Consider the following 23,341-nt stretch of genomic DNA (forward strand, 5'->3'; position numbering starts at 1 on the left):
AGCCTTTCCGGGTTGGATGCGGCAGCTCGTTGCGGTCTAGAGCGGGTCACCGTTTCACGGAAACGTCGAACCGCTCTTTCTGTTTTGCTTTGGCGCAATTCCGAACGGAAAACCGCTTCACACTTTTCCTAGAATTGCTCCAGAGAGCCTCTAACGGCAAAAGCCTCTTGCGGGCAATGCCGAATTGCAGATGGCTGCCCGCCAATCGCCATCCAAGACGCATGGCTTGAGCTATTGGGTTCACGCCCAGATGGCGACGGGGATGCCAAAACCGTCGCGGCCCGGCGGGTCGGGAAATGGCCGTGCCTCACCGCCGGCAATGCGACCGGCAATCAGCATCATCGCCGCCGCATCGAGAAAATCATCGGCGGCTGCACCGCGCGGCGGCGGCTGATCGAGAAAGCCCATCTCATAGCCGTGCCGGCTCAGCAGCGCCTTGCGTTCCGCCATGCCGGCCGGATTGATGCTGCCCTTGATCTTCTTCGGCAGCTGCATGGCCTGGTCGCCGTTCAGCCGGCAGAAAGCGACTTCCGGATGCGATTCAAAGATGCGGCCACGCAATTCGGGCCGGGCGATGAGCAAGGCGTCGATCTCGCGGATCTTGGCAAAAATACCGAACGCCTGGATCGAAACGCCGCGCGGCGGGTCTGATGTGGTCATGGCCACCTCGCTTGCCCGGCGATGCGCGGCATACCATGCTTCGATGGTGGTGAAGTCGCCCGCATCGGCATAGAGCGCGGCGCGGGACGGGATCGAAAAGACGCTGGATTGCCGTTGCCCGAGCAATGGCCGCACCAGCGCTTCCGGTCCGCGCCCGCCTTTGCTCGAAAACTCGGGCAGACCGATCGGCATGTCGACGGCGAGAACCGCGTCGGCAGGCAGTGATGCAAGCAGGGCTGTGAAGCTTGCAAAGACATCGACAGAGGGTGTGGAACCCGGGCAACGAGGTATCGAGCCGGGATCGCGCCGTACTGCGATCCAGCCGGCCTTGCAGCCGTCGACGCCGACGGTCACGGCGGTCGTGGCCAGGGTCACGCCCGCCGGTCCCTCCCCGGATGCGTGAGGTGGCGAAGCTGCACCATCGCCATAGGGTTCGCTAGGCTCTGCGCATCGGTTTCGAGCTGCAGTTCGTCGCCGCCGCGCTTGGCGGTGCGCGCCAGGATCTCGTAGACCGCCGCCGTGGTCGACTGCAGCGCCTTGATCGCCGGCTGGCCGGACAGGATGCGCGCCAGATAGACGGCCGCCGTCAGGTCGCCGAGACCGTTCGGCGGCTTGTCGATTAGGCGGTGCTCGGCCAGCAGCACCTGGTTGCCGTCGAGCAGCAGGTTGCCCGTGCCACCGGTCATCAGCGACGGCGCCGAGGTGACCAGCATGGTCGATGGCCCGGCGTGAAGGGCGGCTGCGATTACCGATTTCAGGTCGGGCAAGGGTGCGCCGGCCATCCATTCCAGTTCGTACCGGTTGGGGGTGGCGATGTCGGCGATCGGCATCAGCCGATCACGCATGGCGGCAGCAGTCAGTTCCGGCACGTAGAGGCCACCCGAATCGCCCATCACCGGGTCGCAGATATAGACGGCGTCAGGCGTCTTTGCCTTGACCGCGGCGACCAGCGAGGCGACGGCCTCGGCCTGGCCGGCCTCGCCGAGATAGCCGGACAGAACGGCGCCGACTTCGCCCAGCCATGGCGCACGCTCGAGATCGGCCATCAGCGCCTTGAACTGGTCGAGCGGTGGCACGATCCGCGTCGCCCGCCCATGGCCGGGATGCCAGGGCAGGATGATCGTCGGCACCGCCCACACCGGAAAGCCCAGTGTTTCCAGCGCAAAGACAGCCGCGCGGTTGCCGACCGAGCCGCGCGCGACATGGCTGGAAATGACGATGACCGCACGCGGCGCGTCGGTTTTTTCGGCGCTCATTGTTCTTTGATTCCTAACTGCCCCGGATGACGTAAAGCACGAGCCAGACCATCAGGCCCAGCGTCAACAGCAGGCCGAGTGTGCGGCCAATGCGTGTGCCCCAGAGTTCGATCGGGTCGGCACGGTCGGCATCGGCCGCGGTGACGTGGTCGCGCATGCCTTTCGTGCTGCGCGCCACAAACGAATTGCCGGCCGGATCCGTCTCGCGCGCGATGCGCTCGAGGATACGGCGCGATTCCCTCTCGCTGTCCTGGCGGTCCGCCATGATGATGTCCCGTTTCGTCAAGATCTTATCGCGTTCGCGCGGCCAATCACAGGGCCTTGCAACGGCACCGGGCGTGCCAGGCAAGCGGCAGCCGGTCGGGCGGTTTTCTTGCCCGCTGATTGTGGTAATGCTTCGCATGCAACTTCTCCCGAGGGACCCCATCATGTTTGCCCAGCGCCTTGCTCCACCATCCATGTTCCGCACGCTGCCCGCCTTCCTGATGATGGCGATCGTGCTGCCGCTGCTGGCCGGCTGCGGTTACAACACCATCCCGACGGCGGAGGAAAACGCCAAGGCGGCATGGAGCGAGGTGCTGAACCAGTATCAGCGCCGCGCCGACCTCATCCCCAACCTGGTCGAGACGGTCAAGGGCTATGCCTCGCACGAAAAGGACACGCTCGATGCGGTGGTCGAGGCCCGCGCCAAGGCAACGCAGATAACGGTGACGCCGGAAACGCTGAAGGATCCCGAAGCCCTCAAGAAGTTCCAGGATGCCCAGGCGGGGCTGACCAGCGCGCTGTCGCGGCTGATCGCGGTATCGGAGGCCTATCCCGACCTCAAGGCCAACCAGAATTTCCTGGCGCTGCAGGCACAGCTCGAAGGCACCGAAAACCGCATTGCGGTGGCACGGCGCGACTACATCCAGGCGGTCAAGGACTACAATCTGACGCTGAAGACCTTCCCCTCGGTGCTGTGGGCGACCTTCTGGTTCCGCAGCAACCAGCCCTTCGCCAACTTCACCATCGACGATGACAAGCTGCAGACGCCGAAGGTCGATTTCGGCACCAAGCAGGGCGGGTAACGAGCGCTTGGTGAGTCTGGTCTCTGTCGACCTTGAGCTCCGTCCCACCCCCCTCTGGCCTGCCGGCCATCTCCCCCGCAAGGGGGGAGATCGGCAGCTTTGGCGCTTTCGCCAATCGTTTGCGTTGCGGAGAGTACGCTGCCTGTGATGACAGCCAATCTCCCCCCTTGCGGGGGAGATGGCCGGCAGGCCAGAGGGGGGTGGGAAGAAACGCCAACCTGGCATTCCTTGCGCTATTTCTCAGCCTCCTTTTCCTCCCGTTCTCAGCCTTTGCCGCCGAGCTGCCGGCGCTGACGGGCCGTGTCGTCGACAATGCCGGCATTATCGACGCCGCCACCAAGGCGGCGCTGACGCAAAAGCTTGCCGATTTCGAGACAAAAGGCTCCGACCAGATCGTCGTCGCCACCATCAACAGTCTCGACGGCGAGGAGATCGAACCTTACGCCAACCGGCTGTTCCGCTTCTGGAAACTCGGCCAGGCGAAGGAAAACAACGGCGTCCTGCTGCTGGTGGCCAAGGACGACCACAAGATGCGCATCGAGGTCGGTTATGGCCTGGAAGGCACGCTGACCGACCTGCACACCAAGCTGATCATCGAAAACGACATGGTGCCGGCGTTCCGCGCCGGCGACTTCTCTGGCGGCATCAGCAAGGCCGTCGACGACATGGTTATGGTGCTGGAAGGCAATCCGGAGGAGCTGGTGGCGCGTGGCGAGCGCAACCAGCAGGCGCCATTCAATTCCGACGATCTGTTCTTCGCCGTCTTCATCAGCATCTGGGCGATCATCTTCTTCGGCAGCATCGCGGTCTCCGTCCTGCCGCCGATCTTTGGCCAGAAGCTTGGTCCCGGCCGCTACCGCTGGCTCGGCATGACGTTCGAGCCACACCGGCGGTCGTCTGGTGGCGGCTGGTCGTCGGGAAGCTCCGGCGGCGGCTGGTCTTCGGGCGGTGGCGGTGGCGGCTTTTCCGGCGGCGGCGGTTCGTCCGGCGGTGGCGGTTCCTCGGGAAGCTGGTGATCGCATGACAACACGCACCGTCAGCCTGTCGAGACCCTGCCGGTTCGCCGCGGCAGTCCTGGTGGCCGTGGCGGCGCTGTTCGTCGGGTTCACGGCCTTCGCCGCCGAGCTGCCGGCGCTGACCGGCCGTGTCGTCGACAATGCCGGCATCATCGACACCGCGACCAAGGCGGCGCTGACGCAGAAACTCGCCGATTTCGAGACAAAGGGCTCCGACCAGATCGTCGTCGCCACCATCAACAGTCTCGACGGCGAGGAGATCGAACCCTACGCCAACCGGCTGTTCCGCTTCTGGAAGCTCGGTCAGGCCGGCGAGAACAATGGCGTGCTTTTGCTGGTGGCCAAGGACGACCACAAGATGCGCATCGAGGTCGGCTATGGGCTGGAAGGCACGCTGACCGACCTGCACACCAAGCTGATCATTGAAAACGACATGGTGCCGGCCTTCCGGGCCGGCGACTTCTCCGGCGGCATCAGCAAGGCCGTCGACGACATGGTTATGGTGCTGGAAGGCAATCCGGAGGAGCTGGAGGCGCGCGGTCAGCGCAATCCCGCCCATAACAGCATGCCCATCGACCCCATCGTCGCGGTGTTCCTGATCCTGTGGGGCACGATGTTCTTTGGCGGGTTGGCGATGGCGTTCCTGCCGCCGACGTTCGGCACAAAGCTGTCGCCGGGCGTATACAAATGGCTGGGCATGACGTTTCGTTACGGCCGCGGACCGAGCGGATCCTCGGGCAGCAGCTGGACAACGGGTTCGTCGTCGGGCAGCGGCTGGTCGTCGGGAAGTTCCGGTGGCGGGTGGTCGTCCGGCTCAAGCGGCGGCGGGTTTTCGGGTGGCGGTGGCTCATCCGGTGGTGGCGGTTCTTCAGGAAGCTGGTGAGACATGATCATGGCGACACGACCGATCAGCCCGGAAGATCATGAGCGCATCGCCACTGCGATCCGCGCCGCCGAAACCAGGACCGATGGCGAGATCTACTGCGTCATGGCGCATGCCAGCGACGGCTATTTCTTCCCGGCCGCCTTCATGGCGACGGCAGGCATGCTGATCGTCAGCCTTGCCGTTGGTTATGGGCTGGAGGCCTGGTGGCTGTCGATCCGGCTGCCGCATTTCGTTATCGCCCAGCTGCTGGCGCTGGCCTGCGTGCTGGCCTTGTTGTGGGTGCTGCCCGGCCTGCGCATCCATCTGGTACCAAGGCGGATGCGTTATCAGGCGGCGCACGCCAATGCGATCAAGCAGTTCCTCGCCCGCAACGTCCACCGCACCGCGGCGCGCACCGGCGTGCTGGTGTTCGTCTCGATCGCCGAACGTTACGCCGAGGTGGTCGCCGATTCGGGCATCGATGCCAAAGTCGGCCAGCATGTCTGGGATGGCGTGGTGCGCGACTTGACCGCGCACGCCGGCGACGACCGGCTTGCCGATGGCTTCGTCAAAGCGATCGAAACGGTGGGCGCGGTGCTGGCCGAGCATTTCCCGGTCACGTCGGGCGACACCAACGAACTCGACGACCATCTCGTCGAGATCTGAGAGCCTGCCTGCAAACGCTACTCAGCCGGACGCCTGGCGCGGTTTTCTGGGCTTCAGATGCTCACGGACCTGAAAGTCCGCGGCGCTTCGGTTCTCGAAAACCACCCCATCCATCTCGGCTGAGCGCGTTTTCAGACAGGCTCTCGCCGATGTCACCGACGCGATGATCGTCTGTGAGAAAGCGGTCGGCGGGCCGCGCTGACTCTTGCAATCGGGCAATGCGGGTTTATGGTTAAGAAATCATGAATACGCTGACGATCGACATAAGGAAGGCCGAACCGAGCGACGCAGGCGCCATCGCCGAGGTGCACCTGCAGGCCTGGCGCGGCGCCTATTCCGGCATCATTCCACACCGCACGCTGACATCGATGATCAACCGCCGTGGCGCCGATTGGTGGGCGAATGCCATCCGCCGCGCCGCCACCGTGCTGGTTGTCGAAATCGGCGGAAAGATCGCCGGCTATGCCACGATCGGCAAGAACAGGGCCCGGGAACTCAGGCAGCAAGGCGAAATCTACGAATTGTACCTGCGCCCGGAATACCAGGGTATCGGGCTCGGCAGCCGTTTGTTCGCGGCAGCCAAGGCGCGTCTGGCCGATCACGGGCTGAAGGGCATGGTAGTGTGGGCGCTGGAAGACAACCAGAACGCGCTCGCCTTCTACGCCGGCGCCGGCGGCCGTGACGTTGCCGAGGGTGTCGAAATCTTCGAGCAGAAGGCGCTGAAGAAGGTCGCTTTCGTCTGGGAGTGACGGCCAGGCCTTTCGGCCACTGTGTCCACCTGGACCCTACCCAGCACCATTCGCCGCATTGCGCCGCCGCGCCTCGCCCGCTATCGATCTTTCATCGATAAGAGGGACAAAGCCATGCGCATTGAAGCCATAGCCAGCGGAAAGAATCCGCCTGAGGACGTCAACGTCATCATCGAGGTGCCGATCGGTGGCGAGCCGATCAAATACGAGATGGACAAGGAGGCCGGCACGCTGTTCGTCGACCGCTTCCTGCACACCTCGATGCGCTACCCCGGCAATTACGGCTTCGTGCCACACACGCTGTCGGGCGACGGCGATCCGATCGACGTGCTGGTCTGCAACACCCGTGCGCTGGTGCCGGGCTGCGTCATTAATGTCAGGCCAATCGGCGTGCTGATCATGGAAGACAATGCCGGCCAGGACGAAAAGATCATCGCCGTGCCGTCACCCAAGCTGACGCTGCGCTACGAAAACGTCACCGAGTACACGCAGCTGCCCGACATCACGCGCCAGCAGGTCCAGCACTTCTTCGAGCACTACAAGGATCTCGAGCCCGGCAAATGGGTCAAGATCGAAGGCTGGCACGATTCCAAATACGCCAAGAAGATGATCCTCGAGGCGATCGCTCGGGCCAAGGCGAGCAAGTAGCTCAGCTTCGTCATCCCACGCGCAGACCCTGGGATCCATGCCGTGATGCCTGTCGCGGACGCGGCGGAACAGAATTCTGCACCGCTACGGCGTTGTGATTTCGCGGCATGGATCCTCGGGTCTGCGCTGCGTCGCTACGCTCGTTGCTCCGCCCGTGGATGACGAAGTTGCGGACGCTGCGGCCAATCCGACGAGCTTAGTTATCGACCCGACCGAAAGCCGGCACGTTGCCGATGACGGTGTGCCGGTCCTTGCCGCAGGCGAACGTCCGCGCTTTCTCGTCGGCCAGTTTGCGCGCCTGATCGTTGGCGGCGGGATTGCCGGTGGCCAGCACCAGGCCGACCGTGCAGCCATCGCGGGCGTCCATCTGGCCGACCTTGGCGATGAGCAGCACCTCGGTCGGCTTCTTTTCGTCGTCCGGGTTGCTGATCGAGCGGCGGTGGATCGCGGCAAAGGGCACAGCCTTGTCGCCCGTGGTTTCGATGCGCCACTCGATCCTGGCGCCGGACGAATTGAAGCCGGAGAAACTCTCCCAGACCGATGTCATGTCGCTGCCGGGCGGAAAGCCATAAAACAGCGATTCGCGCGCGTCGTCATAGGCGATCAGAACGGGGTAGCCGCGATAGCCTGAACAGGCGAGATCGGCCCAGTCGCCGTCGCCTTCTTCGGCCTGCGCGTAGGTTACGCAGTCCTTCTTCCAGTCGAGATCGGTATAGGCGCTAGATATATCGCTCGCCTGCGCAGCCTGGCAGAAACCGGCCAAGACGAACGGGATCAGAAGAGCGCGCATGGCCGACAATCTCCGTTGCAAGCCATCGCAGCGTAGCGTCAAACGCTATTTCTTCAAGCTCGCTTCAATCAGCAGATCGGCGTTGCGAGCGACCGACTGCGCCGGGCCGCCGAGCCCGAACAGCTGGCCGCTGATATAGGCGCCTTCGATAAGCAGCAGCAGGCCGTCGCCCAGCGTATCGGGATCCTGCGCACCCATTGCAACCGCCATGGCGCGCAGGCGGCGGCGCAATTCCTGCTTGTTGGCCTCGCTGACCACGCGGGCCGGATGGCTGTGTTCGGGGTACTCGACCGCCGCATTGGTCATGCCGCAGCCGCGATAGTCCGCCACCTGCGTTCGCTTGCCGATGCGGGTCAGGAATGCCTTGATCTGCGCACGCGGGTCGCCGGGATGGGCGGCGACCGCCTCATCGAAACGCTCCCAGTATTCCTGGTCGTACTGCCTGAGATAGGAGGCCGCCAGCTCATCCTTGGAGGGAAAGCTGCGATAGAGGCTGGGCTTGGTGACGCCGGCGCGCTTGACGATCTCGTCGACGCCGATCGCCCTGATACCGCGTCGGTAGAACAGCTCGTAGGCCACGTCGAGGATCTTCTTGGCGGCCTTCGGTGGCGCCGATGCATGACCGTCGCTGATGGTCAGTTCAATATTTTTGTCCGTTGGCATCATGGAACTCGATTGACAATGTTACCGATCGGTACGTATACCTTCTCCCATCTGCAACGTACCGGTCAGTAACATGATAGCTCAATCCCGTCCGTTTGGCCAGCGCTACGCTTTCGTCGTGGTTGGCGTCATCTTCCTCTGCCTGCTGGTCGCGGCCGGCCTGCGCTCGGCGCCCGCCGTCATGATGCTGCCGTTGGAGAACAGTTTCGGCTGGCGCCGCGACGTCGTTTCGCTGGCCGCCGGTGTCGGCATCCTGCTCTACGGCCTGACCGGGCCGTTCGCCGCCGCCCTGATGGAGCGGATCGGGCTGCGCCGCACGCTGCTTGCCTCGCTGGTGGTGATGTCAGGCTCGACCGCGCTTAGCCTCTTGATGACCAAGCCTTGGCATCTGTTCATCACCTGGGGCGTGTTCTCGGGCATTGGTTCCGGCGCTGTCGCCAGCGTGCTCGGCGCTACCATCGTCAACCGCTGGTTCAAGACCAATCGCGGCCTTGTCATGGGGCTGATGTCGGCCTCCAGTGCCTCCGGCATGCTGGTGTTCCTGCCGCTGATCGCCTCGCTGGCACAGTCGGGCGGCTGGCAGCCGGTTGTCATCGCCGTTTCGATCGCCACCGCTGCTCTGGTGCCGCTGGTCTGGCTGCTGGTGCCGGAGCGGCCGGCTTCGATCGGCATGGTGCGCTATGGTGCCGCGGCCGACGATGTGCCGCCGGTGTCACCGGCATCGCAGGGCAATTTCCTAGCCCACACGTTCTCGACGCTGCGCCGCGCCGCCGGCACGCGCGTGTTCTGGTATCTGTTCGCCACCTTCTTCGTCTGCGGTTTCACCACCAACGGACTGGTCGGCACGCATCTGATCGCCTTCTGCGGCGACATGGGCATCGGCGAGGTGCAGGCCGCCGGCCTGCTGTCGATGATGGGCATTTTCGACCTGATCGGCACGACGCTGTCGGGCTGGCTCACCGACCGTTTCGACCCGCGCAAGCTGCTCGGCGTCTATTATGGGATCCGTGGCCTGTCGCTGATCTACCTGCCCTATTCCGGCTTCTCGGCAACCAGCCTGATCATCTTCGCGGTGCTTTACGGCCTCGACTGGATCGCCACCGTGCCGCCGACGCTGAGGCTCGCCAACGAGGCATTCGGCGATCGCAGCGGTCCGATCGTGTTCGGCTGGATCGTCGCTGGACATCAGATCGGCGCAGCTGCTGCCGCAGCCTTCGGCGGCACGATGCGCGAGCTTCAGGGCAATTACGAGCTGGCCTTCATGATCGCCGGCATGACGGCAATCGCCGCCGCCTGTATCTCGCTGTTGATCAACACCAGCCGACCGGCCTTCGATCCGGAACCGCAAGCGGCTTAAGGCGACTGGGTGCGTTCTCCCCTTCTCCCCCTGGGAGAAGGGGAGAACGTGCCCAGCCTGTTGGTTGTTATCAAACCGTCATGGTTTCGAGATGCGCCTGAAACATTGAGGCTGGACCTTGGTGGCACCGTTCAAGCCATCCAGGAGACAGCCATGAACAAGCTCTCGATGACCCGCCGTGCTTTCGTCACCTCGGCCAGCGCCGTTGGCCTGGTCGGCGTCTCCGGCCTGGCGCTGCCATACTATTCACGCGCCAGCCAGCGCCCGGCCTTCACCCATGGCGTCCAGTCGGGCGATGTCGACGCCACCAGCGGCATGGTGTGGACGCGCACGGATCGGCCGTCGCGCGTCATGTTCGAAGTGTCGTCGACCGAAAGTTTCACTGATGCCGTCCGCCTTGCGCCGCTCGATACCTCGCCGGCCAGCGACTATACGGTCAAGCGTCTGCTCACCGACCTCGCTTCCGACCAGGACATCTTCTATCGCATGACGGCGGCCGATCTCGCCGACGTCAATGCGGTTTCCGAGCCAATCACCGGCCGCTTCCGCACCGCGCCCGCTTCCAGGCGCGACATCAAGTTCGCCTGGTCGGGCGACACCGCCGGCCAAGGCTGGGGTATCGACGAGACCGGCATGAAGACTTACGCCACGATCGGCAAGCACACGCCCGACTTCTTCCTGCATTCGGGCGACACCATCTATGCCGACGGCGCGATGAAGGACGAGGTCGACCTGCCCGGGGGCGGCAAGTGGAAGAACGTCGTGCTGATCGACGGCAAGCGCAAGGTCGCCGAGACGCTGGACGAATACCGGGACCAGTGGAAATACAACATGATGGACAAGAACGTGCTGGGCCTCAGCGCTATTTGCCCGACGTTCTACCAGTGGGACGACCACGAAGTGCTGAACAACTGGTCGGATTCGAAGGATCTCAGTGCCGACAACCGGTACACCGAGAAATCCATCCATGTGCTGGCGGCACGCGCGGCGCGCGCTTTCCATGAAATGACGACGATCCGCTACGAACCGTCCGAGCCGGGCCGCGTCTATCGCAAGATTGCCTATGGGCCGCTGCTCGACGTGTTCTTCCTCGATATGCGTTCCTATCGCGGCCCCAACGGTCCGGACATGCAAGATGAGATGACGCCGCAATCGCGCATGCTCGGCGAACAGCAGACGAAATGGCTGAAGCGCGAACTGGCAAATTCGAAGGCAACCTGGAAAATCATCGCCGCCGACATGCCACTCGGCCTCGTCGTTTGGGACGATGCCGCCAAGAAAGCGGGCGCCGAAGCGGTGAGCAACGGCGACAACGGTCCGGCCAAGGGACGCGAGCTCGAGATTGCCGACCTTTTGCGGTTCATCAAGAACGCCGGCATCAGCAACACCGTCTGGCTGACCGCCGACGTGCATTACACCGCCGCGCACTACTACAATCCCCACAAGGCGCAGTTCCAGGATTTCAATCCGTTCTGGGAATTCGTCTCGGGCCCGATCCATGCAGGCACGTTCGGCCCGAACGATTTCGACATGACCTTCGGTCCGGAGCTGAAATTCATCAAGGCGCCAACTGCCGAGCAAGGCCAGAACCTGCCGCCGTCAGCTGGCCTGCAATTCTTCGGGCTGGTCGATATCAATGGCGCCAGCGAGCAGATGACTGTGCGGCTGATGGATCGCGACGACAACGAACTCTACAAGGTCACGCTCGACCCGGTGCGGTCGGCGTAAGCCGACCTTCGTCATCTGTGGGATGACGACCGCTGCCGGCGGTCGTCAGTCGGGATAGCAGACCATCGGGACGTTCGGCCAGACGGCAGTGTCGCAGTTGGCGGCGTCCTGCCTCTGCTTGAAGGCGGCGCTGACCGGGCCGGTCACCATCGGGTCGACCCCGTCGGGTGCGTCGGCAAAGACCTGCTCGGCGGATGGCGCAACGGTTGGCAAGGCAGGCCGCGCTTCCTTCTGCGTCGCAGCCGACTGCGCGGCGTTGGCCGCCAGCAGGATAGCAAAGGCAGCGGACGCGATGAGCGGCCAAAATCGGTTGAGTTTATCGGTCATGACGTTCGAACTGTCCGGGCCTCGAAAGGTTCCCGCCTTGGTTAACAAAATCATTTCACACGCAGATGCTTAAGATTTGATGAGTATTTGGTGTCGCGCGTCCTCTTTCGCAACTGCGAAAAACCCTGTATGAGCCGCGCAACCGAAAGAGGCAGCGCCTTTGGCCTGCTGCCTGCAACGCTTCCGAGACCAGAACATGAAAATTCGTAATATCGCGATCATCGCGCACGTCGACCATGGAAAAACCACCCTCGTCGACCAGTTGCTCCGGCAATCCGGCTCCTTCCGCGACAATCAGCGCGTCGCCGAGCGCGCCATGGATTCCAACGACCTCGAAAAGGAACGCGGTATCACCATCCTGGCCAAGGCGACCTCGGTCGACTGGAAGGACACCCGCATCAACATCGTCGACACCCCTGGCCACGCCGACTTTGGCGGAGAGGTCGAGCGCATCCTGTCGATGGTGGATTCGGCCATCGTGCTGGTCGACGCCGCCGAAGGGCCGATGCCGCAGACCAAATTCGTCGTCGGCAAGGCGCTCAAGGTCGGCCTGAAGCCGATCGTCGTCATCAACAAGATCGACCGTCCGGACGCCCGCCATGTCGAGGTGGTCAACGAGGTGTTCGACCTGTTCGCGGCGCTCGACGCCACCGACGAGCAGCTCGATTTCCCGATCCTCTACGGTTCAGGCCGCGATGGCTGGGTTTCGGAAAATCCGGAAGGCCCCAAGGACCAGGGCCTGGCGCCGCTGTTCGATCTCGTCATCAAGCATGTGCCGACGCCGACCGTTCATCCCGGCCCATTCCGCATGATCGGCACCATCCTGGAAGCCAATCCTTTCCTTGGCCGCATCATCACCGGCCGCATCGAGAGCGGCACGCTGAAGTCCAACCAGCCGGTCAAGGTGCTGCACCATGACGGCACGCTGGTCGAGACCGGCCGTATTTCCAAGATCCTCGCCTTCCGCGGCCTCGAGCGCCAGCCGATCGAAGAGGCCCAGGCGGGTGATATCGTCGCCATCGCCGGCCTGTCGAAGGGCACCGTCGCCGATACGTTCTGCGACCCGTCCGTGACCGAACCCCTGCATGCGCAGCCGATCGATCCGCCGACCGTGACCATGTCCTTCCTCGTCAACGACAGCCCGCTTGCCGGCACCGAAGGCGACAAGGTGACCAGCCGCGTCATCCGTGACCGCCTGCTGCGCGAGGCCGAAGGCAATGTCGCGCTGAAGATCGAGGAATCGCCGGACAAGGATTCGTTCTTCGTCTCCGGCCGTGGCGAATTGCAGCTGGCCGTGCTGATCGAGACGATGCGCCGCGAAGGCTTCGAGATCGCCGTATCGCGTCCGCGCGTCGTCATGCAGAAGGGCGAAAGCGGCGAATTGCTGGAGCCGGTCGAGGAAGTCGTCATCGACGTCGACGAGGAGCATGCCGGCATCGTCGTGCAGAAGATGTCGGAGCGCAAGGCCGAGATGGTCGAGCTGCGCCCGTCCGGCGGCAACCGCCAGCGCATCGTCTTCCACGCGCCGACGCGTGGCCTGATCGGCTATCAGTCGGAACTGCTGACCGACACGCGCGGCACCGCCGTGATGAACCGGCTGTTCCACGCCTACGAGCCCTATAAGGGCGAATTGCCGGGCCGCACCAATGGCGTGCTGATCTCCAACGAGCAGGGCGAGGCGGTGGCCTATGCCATGTGGAACCTGGAAGATCGCGGCCCGATGGTCATCGATCCCGGCGTCAAGGTCTATCAGGGCATGATCATCGGCATCCATAGCCGCGACAACGACCTCGAAGTGAACGTGCTGAAGGGCAAGAAGCTGACCAACATCCGCGCCGCCGGCAAGGACGAGGCGGTCAAGCTCACCCCGCCGATCCGCATGACGCTGGAACGCGCGCTGGCCTGGATCCAGGACGACGAGCTGGTCGAGGTGACGCCGAAGACTATCCGCCTGCGCAAGCTCTATCTCGATCCGAACGAGCGCAAGCGCTTCGAGAAGTCAGCCAAGGCAGTCGGCGCCGCATAACCTTATTTTCTTTTTCTCACAGCTGAGAGGGGCGGAGTGCACAAGTGCTTCGCCCCTCTGTTCATTCACCCGCCGGCGGCCGAGATGATGGCCTGACGATCGGGTTGGCCGGCGAGGTCGATGCGGATCGTGGTCCCCGCGCGGGCCGGCTTGCGCAGGGCTTTGGCGCCGTCAGGGTCCACGACCAGCAATCGCCTTTCTTCCAACGCCTGAAGCCGCGATCGCGGGAGGCCGAGTTCGCTCGCGAGCAGCCGGTCAAGCCGCAGCGATGTCGGCATTTCGAGCCCGAGCAGGAGTTCCAACATGGTTGCGGCCTCTTGAGGGGAGCCGAGCACTTGTTTGCGGACGACGACGTCGGCAAATTCTTCAACGCGTCCCACACGGCTCCGCAGCGCGACGACATCGAAAGCATGGCGCCGGGCGAGTGACGGATCATTGCTTTCGAGCGCCGCGAGCCGCGCCGGTTCGATATCGCGGCGGCTGCAGCGCTCCAATATGCCGAAATTCCAGGAATTGTCGCAGTCGATGCAACGGTAGATCAGCCAGACGTCGATGCGCTTGCCGTTGGCGTTGACGCGGAATTTTTCGCTGCAGCGATAGGCCTTGACGGTGCCGCAGCGATTGCAGTTGATGAGTGGTCGAGGTGCGGTCTTGGGCGCGATCGCCCAGCGGATACGCAGGAGTGCAGACATGCCGATAAGCCCTTCCCGTCGGGAAGTTCATCAGGTCGGCAATGTCGAGATGCCCATGCGGGCGCGGCGTGGCGGCAGGCTGTGGCGATCGGAAATCAGGTGTCACGGGCGGAAAGCGCGCGACAGCGGTTCAGCAGTGCCAAACCGGTCTCGAACCGCCGCCCAGAGGAACACATGAATTGAAAACAGGCACCGCGAATGCGGCGCCATGCAGTGTGTCGGGGGAGTTGACGAGACCGGCGGTTACTGAGGCAAAGTGACGCTCGAAATTGTTTCGCGGCGGCCCTTCTAGCTGCGAGATGCCAGAGGTGCAAGGCACCTGATTATCTCACGTTGGTGCTACCCTTCATTGCCGGCACCTTCTCCCCGTAAGGGATGGAGGAGAAGGGAGAAGCTCCAGCGATTATCTTGCCTTTGCCAGCGTTACAGCTGTCGGGTTAGTGTGGCGGATCGAACCTCAAGCAGAGATCCTGACCATGCACCTCACTTCGCTGCTGATCTTCGCCGCCGCCTTGTTCGTTGCCGCCGGTTCGCCGGGCCCGTCGATCGCGGCGCTCGTCGCGCGGGTCATCTCGAAAGGGTATCGTGACGTGTTCCCGTTCCTGCTCGCCATGTGGATTGGCGAGGGCATCTGGCTGTCGCTGGCGGTGTTCGGACTGGCTGTCGTGGCGCAGAGTTTTCACTTCGCCTTCGTCGTCGTGAAATGGATCGGCGTCGCCTATCTCGCTTATCTCGCCTTCAAGATGTGGACCGCGCCGGTTGACGCCAAAGAGGGCGAGATGCCGCGCGAGGATTCGCCCGCAAAACTGTTCTTCGCCGGCATGGCGGTGACGCTCGGCAATCCGAAGATCATGATGTTCTACCTGGCGCTGCTGCCGACGATCATCGACCTCGCGTCGGTGAGCATCCTCGGCTGGGTCGAATTGACGGCGACCATGGCGGTGGTCCTCATCGTCATCAATCTCGCCTGGGTGCTCGCCGCCTCGCAGGCGCGCAAGCTGTTGAAAAGCAAGCGCGCCATGAAGATCGCCAACCGCGTCAGCGCCACGACGATGGCCGGTGCCGCCGCGGCGATCGCGGCGCGGTGATAGGGCATGCATCCGAACCGAAGGACGGCGTCAGCGAAAAGCGGGAACGTTTTCTGCTTCGCAGACCCTCGGTTAGGAGGATCACGCTTAAAACGCCGCGTCACATCACTTCAATGATCGGCGCGATCTCGACGCTGAAAGCCGGGTCCATAAGGATAGGACAATCCTTGGCCTTGCCGACGGCATCGTCGATGTCTTTTGCTTCAACGATCGTATAGCCGGCGGTTGGATTGCTGCCGCCATTGTTCTCGACCTTGCCGCCGGGCAGCACCATCTTCGACATGCCGACCGGATTGCCGCCGTCGACCACGGCCGAGCCGAGCTTGCCGTACCAGTGCGTCCAGGCGTCCATTGCCGCCTGCCGTTCGGCCTCCTCGGTCGGCATCTTGCCCGAGCCGTGATAGACGTAGAGAAACTTCGCCATGTTCTCCTCCCTTGATCAGCGGCATCGAACCGGCATGCGGTCACGCCGCCTGGCAATCATCGGACCAAAGCGGCGAACATGCAACGAGAATGCGAAAGGGCTAATGTAGGGCGCGGCTGGCTCCAGCAGCTCACCTCGCCATCGCGTGGTATTCGTCGTTCGGCCGCATGTCGATTGCCGCCGCCACGCGGTTCGACATGTTGAAGAACGAAGCGGTCGAGGCGATGTCCCAGATGTCGCGATCGGTGAAGCCGGCCTTGCGCAGTCCGGCTCGATCAGCCTCGACGATCTTAGCCGGCTCTTCGGTCAGCTTGACGGCGAATTCGAGCATTGCGGTCTGCCTCGGCGATAGCTCGGCGGCGCGGAAGTTCATCACCATCATCTCGCCGAGCGTCGGGTCGCCGGAGAGCTGGCGCACCGCCGCGCCATGCGCGGTCAGGCAATAATAGCAATGGTTGATCGAGGAGACGGCGACCGCGATCATCTCGCGTTCCAGTTTCGACAGGCCGGACTCGCCCAGCATCAGGTCGTTGTACATGTCGGTGAAGGCACGCAGCTTCTTGTCGTCGAAGGCGTAGGCGCGCAGCACGTTGGGAACGAGGCCGAGCTTCTCCTCGCATTTGGCGAAATAGGTTTTTGTCGCATCGCTCAACTCTCCCGAAGCAAGGTCAAGCGCGGTGATTTTGCCGGTCATGGGGTGGCTTCTCCTCGTTGGGCGATGTCCTGTCGCCGAATTCCGATAAATCTTGGCAAGCCGTCAAACCTTTGTCGCCAAACAGCGCTCATCTGCTACCATAGTCACAAAAGCATGCGACGGGAGGAATGGCATCATGGCCAGCGTGAAATCCGCAGCGAAGTCGAAGAAAAAGGCCACCGCAGCAGCAAGGACGGAGGAAAGACCAGCCAGGCTTGCCGACTACCTGCTCGCCCGCGCGCCGGCCGAAGACATCGCCGCCTATGAGGCGGCCGACCTCGAACGCGCCGCCGATCTTGCCGGCCAGGCGGTCGCCGGCCACAAGAAGAGTGAGTGCGTCGTCGCCGTCGATGCCGATTCAGGCGTCGTCAGCCAGGGCCGCCCAGTGACGGTGATCACGGTCGTCAACGACAACATGCCGTTCCTGTTCGATTCCATCCTCGGCGAGATCACCGAAAGCGCCGGTGAACCGACCTTGGTCACCCACCCGGTCATCACCGTTCGCCGCGGCAAAGGCGGTGTGGAAGAAATCCTCGGCGACGGCAATTTCGCCAAGGACGACGGCAGCCACGACCGGCTGAGCGTCATCCATGTCCATATCCCGCGGCTGACCGCCGAGCAGGCGGCCGGATTGACCGAGCGGCTGCGCAAGATGCTCGGCCAGGTGCACGCTGCTGTCCACGACTGGCGGCCGATGCTGGCCCGCCTCGACCAGGCGATCTCGGAGTTCCGCTATTCGGCGGTGCCGCTCGACAAGAAGAGCGTTGCCGAGGCGATCGCCTTCCTGGAGTGGCTGCGCGACGACAATTTCACCTTCCTCGGCATGCGCGAGTTCAAATACACCGGCGGCGAGGAAAGCGGCACGCTGGAGCGCGCCGACAAGCCCGGTCTCGGTATCCTGTCCGATCCGGATGTGCTGGTGCTGAGGCGCGGCACGGAAGCTGTGACGACAACGCCGGAAATCCGCGCCTTCCTGCATGGGCCGGAGCCGCTGATCGTCACCAAGGCCAATGCCAAGTCTTCGGTGCACCGCCGCATCTATCTCGATTACATCGGCGTCAAGACCTACACGTCCAAGGGCACGCTGGCGGGCGAATTGCGCATCGTCGGCCTGTTCACCTCGACCGCCTACACGCGCTCCGTGATGAAGATCCCGTATCTGCGGTCGAAGGCCGAAACGATCATCGCCAAGTCCGGTTTCGATCGGCACGATCACTCCGGCAAGGCGCTGATCAATGTGCTGGAGAGCTATCCGCGCGACGAGTTGTTCCAGGTGCCGGTGCCGATCCTGAGGAAGCACGCCGCAGCCATTCTCGGCTTGGTCGAGCGGCCGCGGGTCCGGGCGCTGGTGCGTGTCGACCAGTTCGATCGCTTCGTCTCGATCCTCGTCTTCGTGCCGCGCGACCGCTACGACAGCGTCGTGCGCGAGAAGATCGGCAGCTATCTCAAGACCGTCTTCGAAGGCCGGCTGTCGGCCCATTACCCGGCCTTCCCCGAAGGCGGGCTGGCGCGCGTCCATTTCATCATCGGCCGCTCCGGCGGCAAGACGCCGAAGGTCGAGCAAGCGGCGATCGAGGCGGCGATCCGTGACATCGTGCGCACCTGGGAGGATGCCCTTTCCGATGCGGCCGACGCGAATGGCGGCAACCAGGCTTTGAAGAGCATCGCCGCACGGCTGCCGGAAAGCTACCGCGATACGTTCAGCGCAGCGGTGGCGCTGGCCGATGCGGGGCGCATCGCCAAGATCAGCGCCAGCAATCCGATCGCCATCGACTATTATCGCAATGCCGAGCAGAAGCCGCATCAGGCGTCGCTGAAGATCTATCACCACGGCAGCCCGGTGGCGTTGTCACGGCGCGTGCCGGTGCTGGAAAACATCGGCTTCCGGGTCATCAGCGAGCGCACCTTCGAGGTCGGCGACGACCAGTCCGGCATGGTCTTCATCCACGACATGGAGCTGGAGAACAGCTACGGCAAGCCGATCGACCTTGCCGATGGCGGCGCGCTGTTCGAAGACGCATTCCTGTCCGTCTGGCGCGGCGACGTCGACAATGACGGCTATAACGGCCTTGCCCAGACCGCAGGCCTGTGGTCGGGCGAGATCACCATCCTGCGCGCCTATGGCCGCTATCTGCAGCAGGTCGGCATTCCGCAAAGCCAGGACTTCATCGCCGCCGCGCTCAACCGCTATCCCGATATCGCGCGCGGCCTGCACGCCCTGTTCATCGCCCGGCTTGGCCCGACGGCCGAGACAGAAGGCGTGGTGGCGGCAAAGCACCTCAAGGCCAAGATCAAGGATGCGCTGGAAGATGTGCCGAACATCGACGACGACACCATCATCCGCCGCTACCTCAATCTGATCGAAGCCTCGCTGCGCACCAATCATTTCGTTGCCGATACGAAAGAGAAAGGCCAGTCGCTGGCGATCAAACTCGATTCGCATGCGGTCGACGGCTTGCCGGCGCCGCGGCCGTGGCGAGAGATCTTCGTCTACGGTTCCGAGGTCGAGGGGCTGCATCTGCGCTTCGGCCCGGTGGCGCGTGGCGGCCTGCGCTGGTCAGACCGCGCCCAGGACTACCGCACCGAGGTTCTCGGCCTGGTCAAGGCGCAGCAGGTCAAGAACGCTGTCATCGTGCCGGTTGGCGCCAAGGGCGGCTTTTTCCCCAAGCGCCTGCCGGCGGGCGGCAGCCGCGATGCGATCTTCGAGGCCGGCACATCGGCCTACAAGAACTTCGTCTCCAGCCTGCTGTCGATCACCGACAATATCGGCCTCGACGGCGTCATCCCGCCGGCCGGCGTCGTGCGCCGCGACCCGGACGATCCATATTTCGTCGTTGCCGCCGACAAGGGCACGGCGACCTTCTCCGACACGGCGAACGCCATCAGCGAGAAGCATGGCTTCTGGCTCGACGACGCGTTCGCCAGCGGCGGTTCGGCCGGCTACGACCACAAGAAGATGGGCATCACCGCCAAAGGCGCCTGGGAGGCGGTCAAGCGGCATTTCCGCGAGATGAACCGCGACATCCAGACCTCGCCCTTCACCGTCGTCGGTGTCGGCGACATGTCGGGTGACGTGTTCGGCAACGGCATGCTTTTGTCGCCGAAGACCAGGCTGATCGCCGCCTTCGACCATCGCGACATCTTCATCGATCCCGATCCCGACATGGCGGCTTCGATGGCCGAGCGCGAGCGCATGTTCGCCCTGCCGCGTTCGAGCTGGCAGGACTACGACAAGACCAAACTGTCGGAAGGCGGCATCATCGTGTCGCGCAACCAGAAGTCGATCACCTTGCCGGCGGCGGCGGCGGCGGCGATCGGTCTGGCCAAGACGACCGCCACGCCGGTCGAGATCATGGGCGCCATCCTAAAGGCGCCGGTCGATCTGCTCTGGTTCGGCGGCATCGGCACGTATTTGAGGGCATCCGGCGAAACCAACGCCGAGGTCGGCGACCGCGCCAATGATGCCGTCCGCATCACCGCGCTCGACGTGCGCGCCAAGGTGATCGGCGAGGGCGCCAATCTAGGCGTGACGCAGCGGGCCCGCATCGAGTTCGGCATGAATGGCGGCCGCTGCAACTCGGACGCCATCGACAATTCGGGCGGCGTCAACTGCTCCGACGTCGAGGTCAACATCAAGATTGCGCTGGCTTCGGCCATGCGCAAGGGATCGTTGACGCGCCCTGCGCGCAACAAGCTGCTGGCCGAAATGACCGGGGAGGTTGGCGGACTGGTACTGTCCAACAATTACGAGCAGACACTGGCGCTTTCGATCGCCCGCAAGCGCGGCCTCGCTGACATCGCGCATCAAAGCCGCTTCATGACGGCGCTGGAGGGACGCGGCCTGCTCGACCGCGCCGTCGAGACGCTGCCGTCGCCGGCGGCGCTCACCGAGCGCGAAGCACGCGGCGAGCCGCTGACCAGGGCCGAGCTCGGCGTGTTGCTGGCCTATGCCAAGATCGTGCTGTTTTCCGATATCGTCGCCAGCGACGTGCCGGACGACGTGCATTTCGATCGCGACCTGATGGGCTATTTCCCGGACCGGATGGCGAAGAAATACGCAGCCGAGATCAACGACCACAGGCTGCGCCGCGAGATCATTGCCCGGGTCGTCGCCAACGACCTGGTCAATCGCGGCGGCCCGTCCTTCGTCAACCGGCTGCAGGAAGCGACCGGCCGCACCGCGGCCGACGTGGTACGCACCTTTGCTGTGGTGCGCGACGGTTTTGCCTTGCCGGCGCTCTATCGCGAGATCGACGCGCTTGACAATCTCGTCGACGGCCAGGTGCAGCTCGATCTCTACCAGGCGGTCAGCCGGCTGATCTACGTGACCAGCGGCTGGTATCTCAAGAACGACGCCGGCACCGCACCACTTGGTCAGCGCATTGGCGAACTCATGGAAGCGCGCAAGGCACTGGAACCCAAGCTCGTTTCGCTGCTGCCGGCCTTCTCGCGCGAGCGTATCGAGGAGAAGCGGCACGGGCTGTTCAAGAGCGGTGCGCCGGAAAAGCTGGCCGGGCAATTGGCGCTGAACGAGGTGGCGGAGCTCATCCCCGACATCGCGCTGACGGCGCGCACGGCCGGCGCCGACATCGTTGCCGCGGCCAAGGCGTTCTTCGCGGTCAGCGATGCCTTCCGTATCCCGCGCGTCGAGGACGCGGCGCGTTCGATCACACCCCCCGACTACTACGATCAGCTGGCGCTGTCGCGCGCCACCGACACGATCGGGGCGGCGCGGCGCGGCATTGCGGTGGCGGCACTCACCGGTCATGCCAAGGCCGCGGATCCGGTGGCGGCCTGGCTGGAAGCCGGCGGCGAGCGGGTGGCGCGCATCCGCGAGCGGCTTCAGGCGCTCACCGAAGGCGGCGACATCACCGTGTCGCGGCTGTCGGTCGCGTCGGGGCTGATGAGCGATCTGACGGGGATGTGAACCCATTCGCTTTACAAGGCTGGTGCTGCCCCTCATCCGGCTGCCGCCACCTTCTCCCCGTATTGTGACGGGGAGAAGGGAGCCTGTCGCGATCGTCGGCGCCTTACTACAACGCTGACCGTTGGCGAAACGTCGATGACCGCGTCTTTCTCCCGTCACTATACGGGGAGAAATGCCCGGCAGGGCAATGAGGGGCGGCGCCATGCTTGTTCGTTTGCACCATCACGAAAAAACATGCAGACATGGCGCGCGACGCGTGGAGCAGACGCTGAGGAGGGGACATGACCGAGGTAACCGTGCAGCGTGCGTCCGGGCGCGGCATCTGGGGATGGATGTTCTTCGACTGGGCGGCGCAGCCGTTCTTCACCGTCGTCACCACCTTCATCTTCGGCCCCTATTTCGTTTCGCGCATGGCGAGCGATCCCAATACCGGCCAGGCGGTCTGGGGCTATGGCATTGCCGCGGCCGGGCTGGTCATCGCCGTGCTGTCGCCAATCCTCGGCTCGATCGCCGACCAGACCGGACCGCGAAAGCCATGGATCGCGTTCTTCGCCGCGATCAAGATCACCAGTCTTTGCCTGCTGTGGTTCGCGGCCCCCGGATCCAATCTGTTCCTCATCGTGGCGCTGTTCTCGCTGGCCTCGGTGGCGGCGGAATTCTCGACCGTGTTCAACGATTCGATGATGCCGCGGCTGGTGCCGAAAAGCGAAATCGGCCGCATCTCCAACATCGCCTGGGGCCTCGGCTATCTCGGCGGCATGATCGCGCTGATCTTCGTCGTCACCTGCATGGCCGGCTCGCCCGAGACCGGCAAGACGATCATCGGCCTCGACCCGCTGTTCGGCCTCGACCCGAAACTCGGCGAGGACGCGCGCGCCACCGGGCCGCTGTCGGCCGGCTGGTACTTCCTGTTCATCCTGCCGATGTTCTTCTTCACGCCGGACGCCATCAAGGGCATCCCGATCGGGCCGGCGGTGCGCGAAGGCCTGTCGGAGTTGAAATCAACGCTGGCCGAGGTGCGCCAGCGTGGCAGTATCTTCCGCTTCCTCGTCGCCCGCATGATCTACCAGGACGGCGTCAACGCGCTGCTGGCGCTGGGCGGCACCTTCGCGGCGGCGATGTTCCACTGGTCGATCACCGAGATCGGCATGTTCGGCATCATCCTCAATGTCGTCGCCATCCTGGGCTGCTGGGTCGCGGCGCGCCTCGACACCGCGCTCGGCTCCAAGGTAGTGGTGATGATTGCGCTGGTCATGCTGTCCATCGCCACCGTCGGCGTCGTCTCGACCGGTCCGGGTTTCACGCTGCTCGGCCTGATACAGCTCTCGACAGCCGATTCGGGCGGCCTGTTCGGCACTGCGGCCGAAAAGGCCTACATCCTGTACGGCCTGTTGATCGGCCTAGCCTTCGGGCCGGTGCAGGCATCGTCGCGCTCCTACATGGCGCGTAGCGTCACGGCGGCGGAATCCGGCCGCTATTTCGGGATCTATGCGCTGGCCGGGCGGGCAACCAGCTTCTTGGCGCCGTTCCTGGTGGCAACCATCACCGCCGTCAGCGGCTCGGCGCGGCTCGGCATGGCGGTGATCATCCTGTTCCTGGGCATCGGCATGGCGATCCTGATCAGGACGCCCTATCCGGCGGACCAGCCGGTGGAATGAGAGACGTTCGATAATTCTACTCCGCCGGCCGGCTGGCGCG

General features: G+C 63.9%; 21 protein-coding genes. 12 read left to right on the plus strand and 9 right to left on the minus strand.

Annotated elements, in window-relative coordinates; translation table 11 throughout:
- Positions 1 to 240: 240 nt before the first annotated feature.
- From AC1D08_RS15030 to AC1D08_RS15040, 3 genes are read right to left on the minus strand one after another with little or no spacing between them, the layout of a single operon-like run.
- Positions 241 to 1,035, minus strand: a complete 795-nt coding sequence (locus tag AC1D08_RS15030) for a DUF429 domain-containing protein (RefSeq protein ID WP_457150621.1) — start codon at positions 1,033 to 1,035, stop codon at positions 241 to 243.
- Positions 1,032 to 1,916, minus strand: a complete 885-nt coding sequence (gene pdxY / locus AC1D08_RS15035; RefSeq protein ID WP_457150620.1) for a pyridoxal kinase PdxY — start codon at positions 1,914 to 1,916, stop codon at positions 1,032 to 1,034. The genes AC1D08_RS15030 and pdxY overlap by 4 nt, the downstream gene beginning before the upstream one ends.
- Before the next feature lie 13 nt (positions 1,917 to 1,929).
- A complete protein-coding gene (locus AC1D08_RS15040) occupies positions 1,930 to 2,181 on the minus strand; it encodes a hypothetical protein (RefSeq protein WP_457150633.1) in 252 nt (83 codons plus the stop codon).
- 163 nt (positions 2,182 to 2,344) lie between these two features.
- On the opposite strand from AC1D08_RS15040, the gene AC1D08_RS15045 reads away from it, so the two are divergent.
- The 6 genes from AC1D08_RS15045 to ppa all read left to right on the plus strand — a co-directional run bounded on the left by AC1D08_RS15045 (position 2,345) and on the right by ppa (position 6,927).
- Complete coding sequence (locus AC1D08_RS15045) at positions 2,345 to 2,983, plus strand: LemA family protein (protein WP_095084414.1); 639 nt, start codon at positions 2,345 to 2,347, stop codon at positions 2,981 to 2,983.
- A 200-nt stretch (positions 2,984 to 3,183) separates the two neighbouring features.
- The gene (locus AC1D08_RS15050; RefSeq protein ID WP_457150619.1) at positions 3,184 to 3,999 is read left to right on the plus strand and encodes a TPM domain-containing protein; all 816 of its coding nucleotides are present in this window, start codon (positions 3,184 to 3,186) and stop codon (positions 3,997 to 3,999) included.
- 4 nt (positions 4,000 to 4,003) lie between these two features.
- On the plus strand, positions 4,004 to 4,882 hold the full coding sequence (locus AC1D08_RS15055) for a TPM domain-containing protein (RefSeq protein ID WP_457150618.1): 879 nt from the start codon (positions 4,004 to 4,006) through the stop codon (positions 4,880 to 4,882).
- Positions 4,883 to 4,891: 9 nt separating this feature from the next.
- On the plus strand, positions 4,892 to 5,530 hold the full coding sequence (locus AC1D08_RS15060) for a TPM domain-containing protein (protein ID WP_457150617.1): 639 nt from the start codon (positions 4,892 to 4,894) through the stop codon (positions 5,528 to 5,530).
- Positions 5,531 to 5,772: 242 nt separating this feature from the next.
- Positions 5,773 to 6,279 carry a GNAT family N-acetyltransferase gene (locus AC1D08_RS15065; RefSeq protein ID WP_457150616.1) on the plus strand — a complete coding sequence of 169 codons (507 nt, stop codon included), beginning with the start codon at positions 5,773 to 5,775 and terminating at the stop codon, positions 6,277 to 6,279.
- Positions 6,280 to 6,393: 114 nt separating this feature from the next.
- Complete coding sequence (gene ppa / locus AC1D08_RS15070; RefSeq protein ID WP_457150615.1) at positions 6,394 to 6,927, plus strand: inorganic diphosphatase; 534 nt, start codon at positions 6,394 to 6,396, stop codon at positions 6,925 to 6,927.
- A gap of 196 nt (positions 6,928 to 7,123) precedes the next feature.
- Here the strand turns inward: ppa and AC1D08_RS15075 are convergent, their stop codons facing one another.
- Together AC1D08_RS15075 and AC1D08_RS15080 are read right to left on the minus strand one after the other, a co-directional pair.
- On the minus strand, positions 7,124 to 7,717 hold the full coding sequence (locus AC1D08_RS15075; protein WP_457150614.1) for a hypothetical protein: 594 nt from the start codon (positions 7,715 to 7,717) through the stop codon (positions 7,124 to 7,126).
- Positions 7,718 to 7,762: 45 nt separating this feature from the next.
- Positions 7,763 to 8,380: a TetR/AcrR family transcriptional regulator gene (locus tag AC1D08_RS15080; RefSeq protein ID WP_095084415.1), complete on the minus strand. Its 618-nt coding sequence runs from the start codon at positions 8,378 to 8,380 to the stop codon at positions 7,763 to 7,765.
- Between the two features lie 73 nt (positions 8,381 to 8,453).
- On the opposite strand from AC1D08_RS15080, the gene AC1D08_RS15085 reads away from it, so the two are divergent.
- Both AC1D08_RS15085 and AC1D08_RS15090 read left to right on the plus strand, forming a co-directional pair.
- The gene (locus AC1D08_RS15085; RefSeq protein ID WP_457150612.1) at positions 8,454 to 9,737 is read left to right on the plus strand and encodes an MFS transporter; all 1,284 of its coding nucleotides are present in this window, start codon (positions 8,454 to 8,456) and stop codon (positions 9,735 to 9,737) included.
- A 153-nt stretch (positions 9,738 to 9,890) separates the two neighbouring features.
- Complete coding sequence (locus AC1D08_RS15090; protein ID WP_477423451.1) at positions 9,891 to 11,465, plus strand: alkaline phosphatase D family protein; 1,575 nt, start codon at positions 9,891 to 9,893, stop codon at positions 11,463 to 11,465.
- Positions 11,466 to 11,510: 45 nt separating this feature from the next.
- Here AC1D08_RS15090 and AC1D08_RS15095 read toward each other — a convergent pair whose 3' ends face one another.
- The gene (locus AC1D08_RS15095; RefSeq protein WP_245331066.1) at positions 11,511 to 11,792 is read right to left on the minus strand and encodes a hypothetical protein; all 282 of its coding nucleotides are present in this window, start codon (positions 11,790 to 11,792) and stop codon (positions 11,511 to 11,513) included.
- Positions 11,793 to 11,988: 196 nt separating this feature from the next.
- Between AC1D08_RS15095 and typA the strand changes: the two genes are divergently transcribed.
- Positions 11,989 to 13,818 (plus strand): translational GTPase TypA, encoded by a 1,830-nt coding sequence (gene typA / locus AC1D08_RS15100; protein ID WP_095084146.1) that lies wholly within the window; start codon positions 11,989 to 11,991, stop codon positions 13,816 to 13,818.
- A gap of 65 nt (positions 13,819 to 13,883) precedes the next feature.
- Here the strand turns inward: typA and AC1D08_RS15105 are convergent, their stop codons facing one another.
- Positions 13,884 to 14,510, minus strand: coding sequence for a DUF1062 domain-containing protein (locus tag AC1D08_RS15105; RefSeq protein ID WP_457150543.1), 627 nt, complete (start codon positions 14,508 to 14,510; stop codon positions 13,884 to 13,886).
- A gap of 476 nt (positions 14,511 to 14,986) precedes the next feature.
- Here AC1D08_RS15105 and AC1D08_RS15110 point away from each other — a divergent pair, with 476 nt between their 5' ends.
- Positions 14,987 to 15,598, plus strand: coding sequence for a LysE family translocator (locus tag AC1D08_RS15110; RefSeq protein WP_457150544.1), 612 nt, complete (start codon positions 14,987 to 14,989; stop codon positions 15,596 to 15,598).
- A 100-nt stretch (positions 15,599 to 15,698) separates the two neighbouring features.
- Here AC1D08_RS15110 and AC1D08_RS15115 read toward each other — a convergent pair whose 3' ends face one another.
- Together AC1D08_RS15115 and AC1D08_RS15120 are read right to left on the minus strand one after the other, a co-directional pair.
- On the minus strand, positions 15,699 to 16,022 hold the full coding sequence (locus tag AC1D08_RS15115; protein WP_095084148.1) for a YciI family protein: 324 nt from the start codon (positions 16,020 to 16,022) through the stop codon (positions 15,699 to 15,701).
- A gap of 130 nt (positions 16,023 to 16,152) precedes the next feature.
- Positions 16,153 to 16,716 (minus strand): peroxidase-related enzyme, encoded by a 564-nt coding sequence (locus tag AC1D08_RS15120; protein WP_457150545.1) that lies wholly within the window; start codon positions 16,714 to 16,716, stop codon positions 16,153 to 16,155.
- A 136-nt stretch (positions 16,717 to 16,852) separates the two neighbouring features.
- On the opposite strand from AC1D08_RS15120, the gene AC1D08_RS15125 reads away from it, so the two are divergent.
- Together AC1D08_RS15125 and AC1D08_RS15130 are read left to right on the plus strand one after the other, a co-directional pair.
- A complete protein-coding gene (locus AC1D08_RS15125; RefSeq protein WP_477423453.1) occupies positions 16,853 to 21,643 on the plus strand; it encodes an NAD-glutamate dehydrogenase in 4,791 nt (1,596 codons plus the stop codon).
- Positions 21,644 to 21,924: 281 nt separating this feature from the next.
- Positions 21,925 to 23,301, plus strand: coding sequence for an MFS transporter (locus tag AC1D08_RS15130; RefSeq protein WP_477423455.1), 1,377 nt, complete (start codon positions 21,925 to 21,927; stop codon positions 23,299 to 23,301).
- The last annotated feature ends 40 nt before the right edge of the window (positions 23,302 to 23,341 follow it).

This window comes from Mesorhizobium sp. P2_E6, from assembly GCF_056403835.1.

Coding starts and splice junctions, on each gene's coding strand:
- pdxY (WP_457150620.1), bottom strand. CDS start 1,916: ATGAGCGCCGAAAAAACCGACGCGCCGCGTGCGGTCATCGTCATTTCC.
- AC1D08_RS15040 (WP_457150633.1), bottom strand. CDS start 2,181: ATGGCGGACCGCCAGGACAGCGAGAGGGAATCGCGCCGTATCCTCGAG.
- AC1D08_RS15045 (WP_095084414.1), top strand. CDS start 2,345: ATGTTTGCCCAGCGCCTTGCTCCACCATCCATGTTCCGCACGCTGCCC.
- AC1D08_RS15055 (WP_457150618.1), top strand. CDS start 4,004: ATGACAACACGCACCGTCAGCCTGTCGAGACCCTGCCGGTTCGCCGCG.
- AC1D08_RS15060 (WP_457150617.1), top strand. CDS start 4,892: ATGGCGACACGACCGATCAGCCCGGAAGATCATGAGCGCATCGCCACT.
- AC1D08_RS15065 (WP_457150616.1), top strand. CDS start 5,773: ATGAATACGCTGACGATCGACATAAGGAAGGCCGAACCGAGCGACGCA.
- ppa (WP_457150615.1), top strand. CDS start 6,394: ATGCGCATTGAAGCCATAGCCAGCGGAAAGAATCCGCCTGAGGACGTC.
- AC1D08_RS15075 (WP_457150614.1), bottom strand. CDS start 7,717: ATGCGCGCTCTTCTGATCCCGTTCGTCTTGGCCGGTTTCTGCCAGGCT.
- AC1D08_RS15080 (WP_095084415.1), bottom strand. CDS start 8,380: ATGCCAACGGACAAAAATATTGAACTGACCATCAGCGACGGTCATGCA.
- AC1D08_RS15085 (WP_457150612.1), top strand. CDS start 8,454: ATGATAGCTCAATCCCGTCCGTTTGGCCAGCGCTACGCTTTCGTCGTG.
- AC1D08_RS15090 (WP_477423451.1), top strand. CDS start 9,891: ATGAACAAGCTCTCGATGACCCGCCGTGCTTTCGTCACCTCGGCCAGC.
- AC1D08_RS15095 (WP_245331066.1), bottom strand. CDS start 11,792: ATGACCGATAAACTCAACCGATTTTGGCCGCTCATCGCGTCCGCTGCC.
- typA (WP_095084146.1), top strand. CDS start 11,989: ATGAAAATTCGTAATATCGCGATCATCGCGCACGTCGACCATGGAAAA.
- AC1D08_RS15105 (WP_457150543.1), bottom strand. CDS start 14,510: ATGTCTGCACTCCTGCGTATCCGCTGGGCGATCGCGCCCAAGACCGCA.
- AC1D08_RS15110 (WP_457150544.1), top strand. CDS start 14,987: ATGCACCTCACTTCGCTGCTGATCTTCGCCGCCGCCTTGTTCGTTGCC.
- AC1D08_RS15115 (WP_095084148.1), bottom strand. CDS start 16,022: ATGGCGAAGTTTCTCTACGTCTATCACGGCTCGGGCAAGATGCCGACC.
- AC1D08_RS15120 (WP_457150545.1), bottom strand. CDS start 16,716: ATGACCGGCAAAATCACCGCGCTTGACCTTGCTTCGGGAGAGTTGAGC.
- AC1D08_RS15125 (WP_477423453.1), top strand. CDS start 16,853: ATGGCCAGCGTGAAATCCGCAGCGAAGTCGAAGAAAAAGGCCACCGCA.
- AC1D08_RS15130 (WP_477423455.1), top strand. CDS start 21,925: ATGACCGAGGTAACCGTGCAGCGTGCGTCCGGGCGCGGCATCTGGGGA.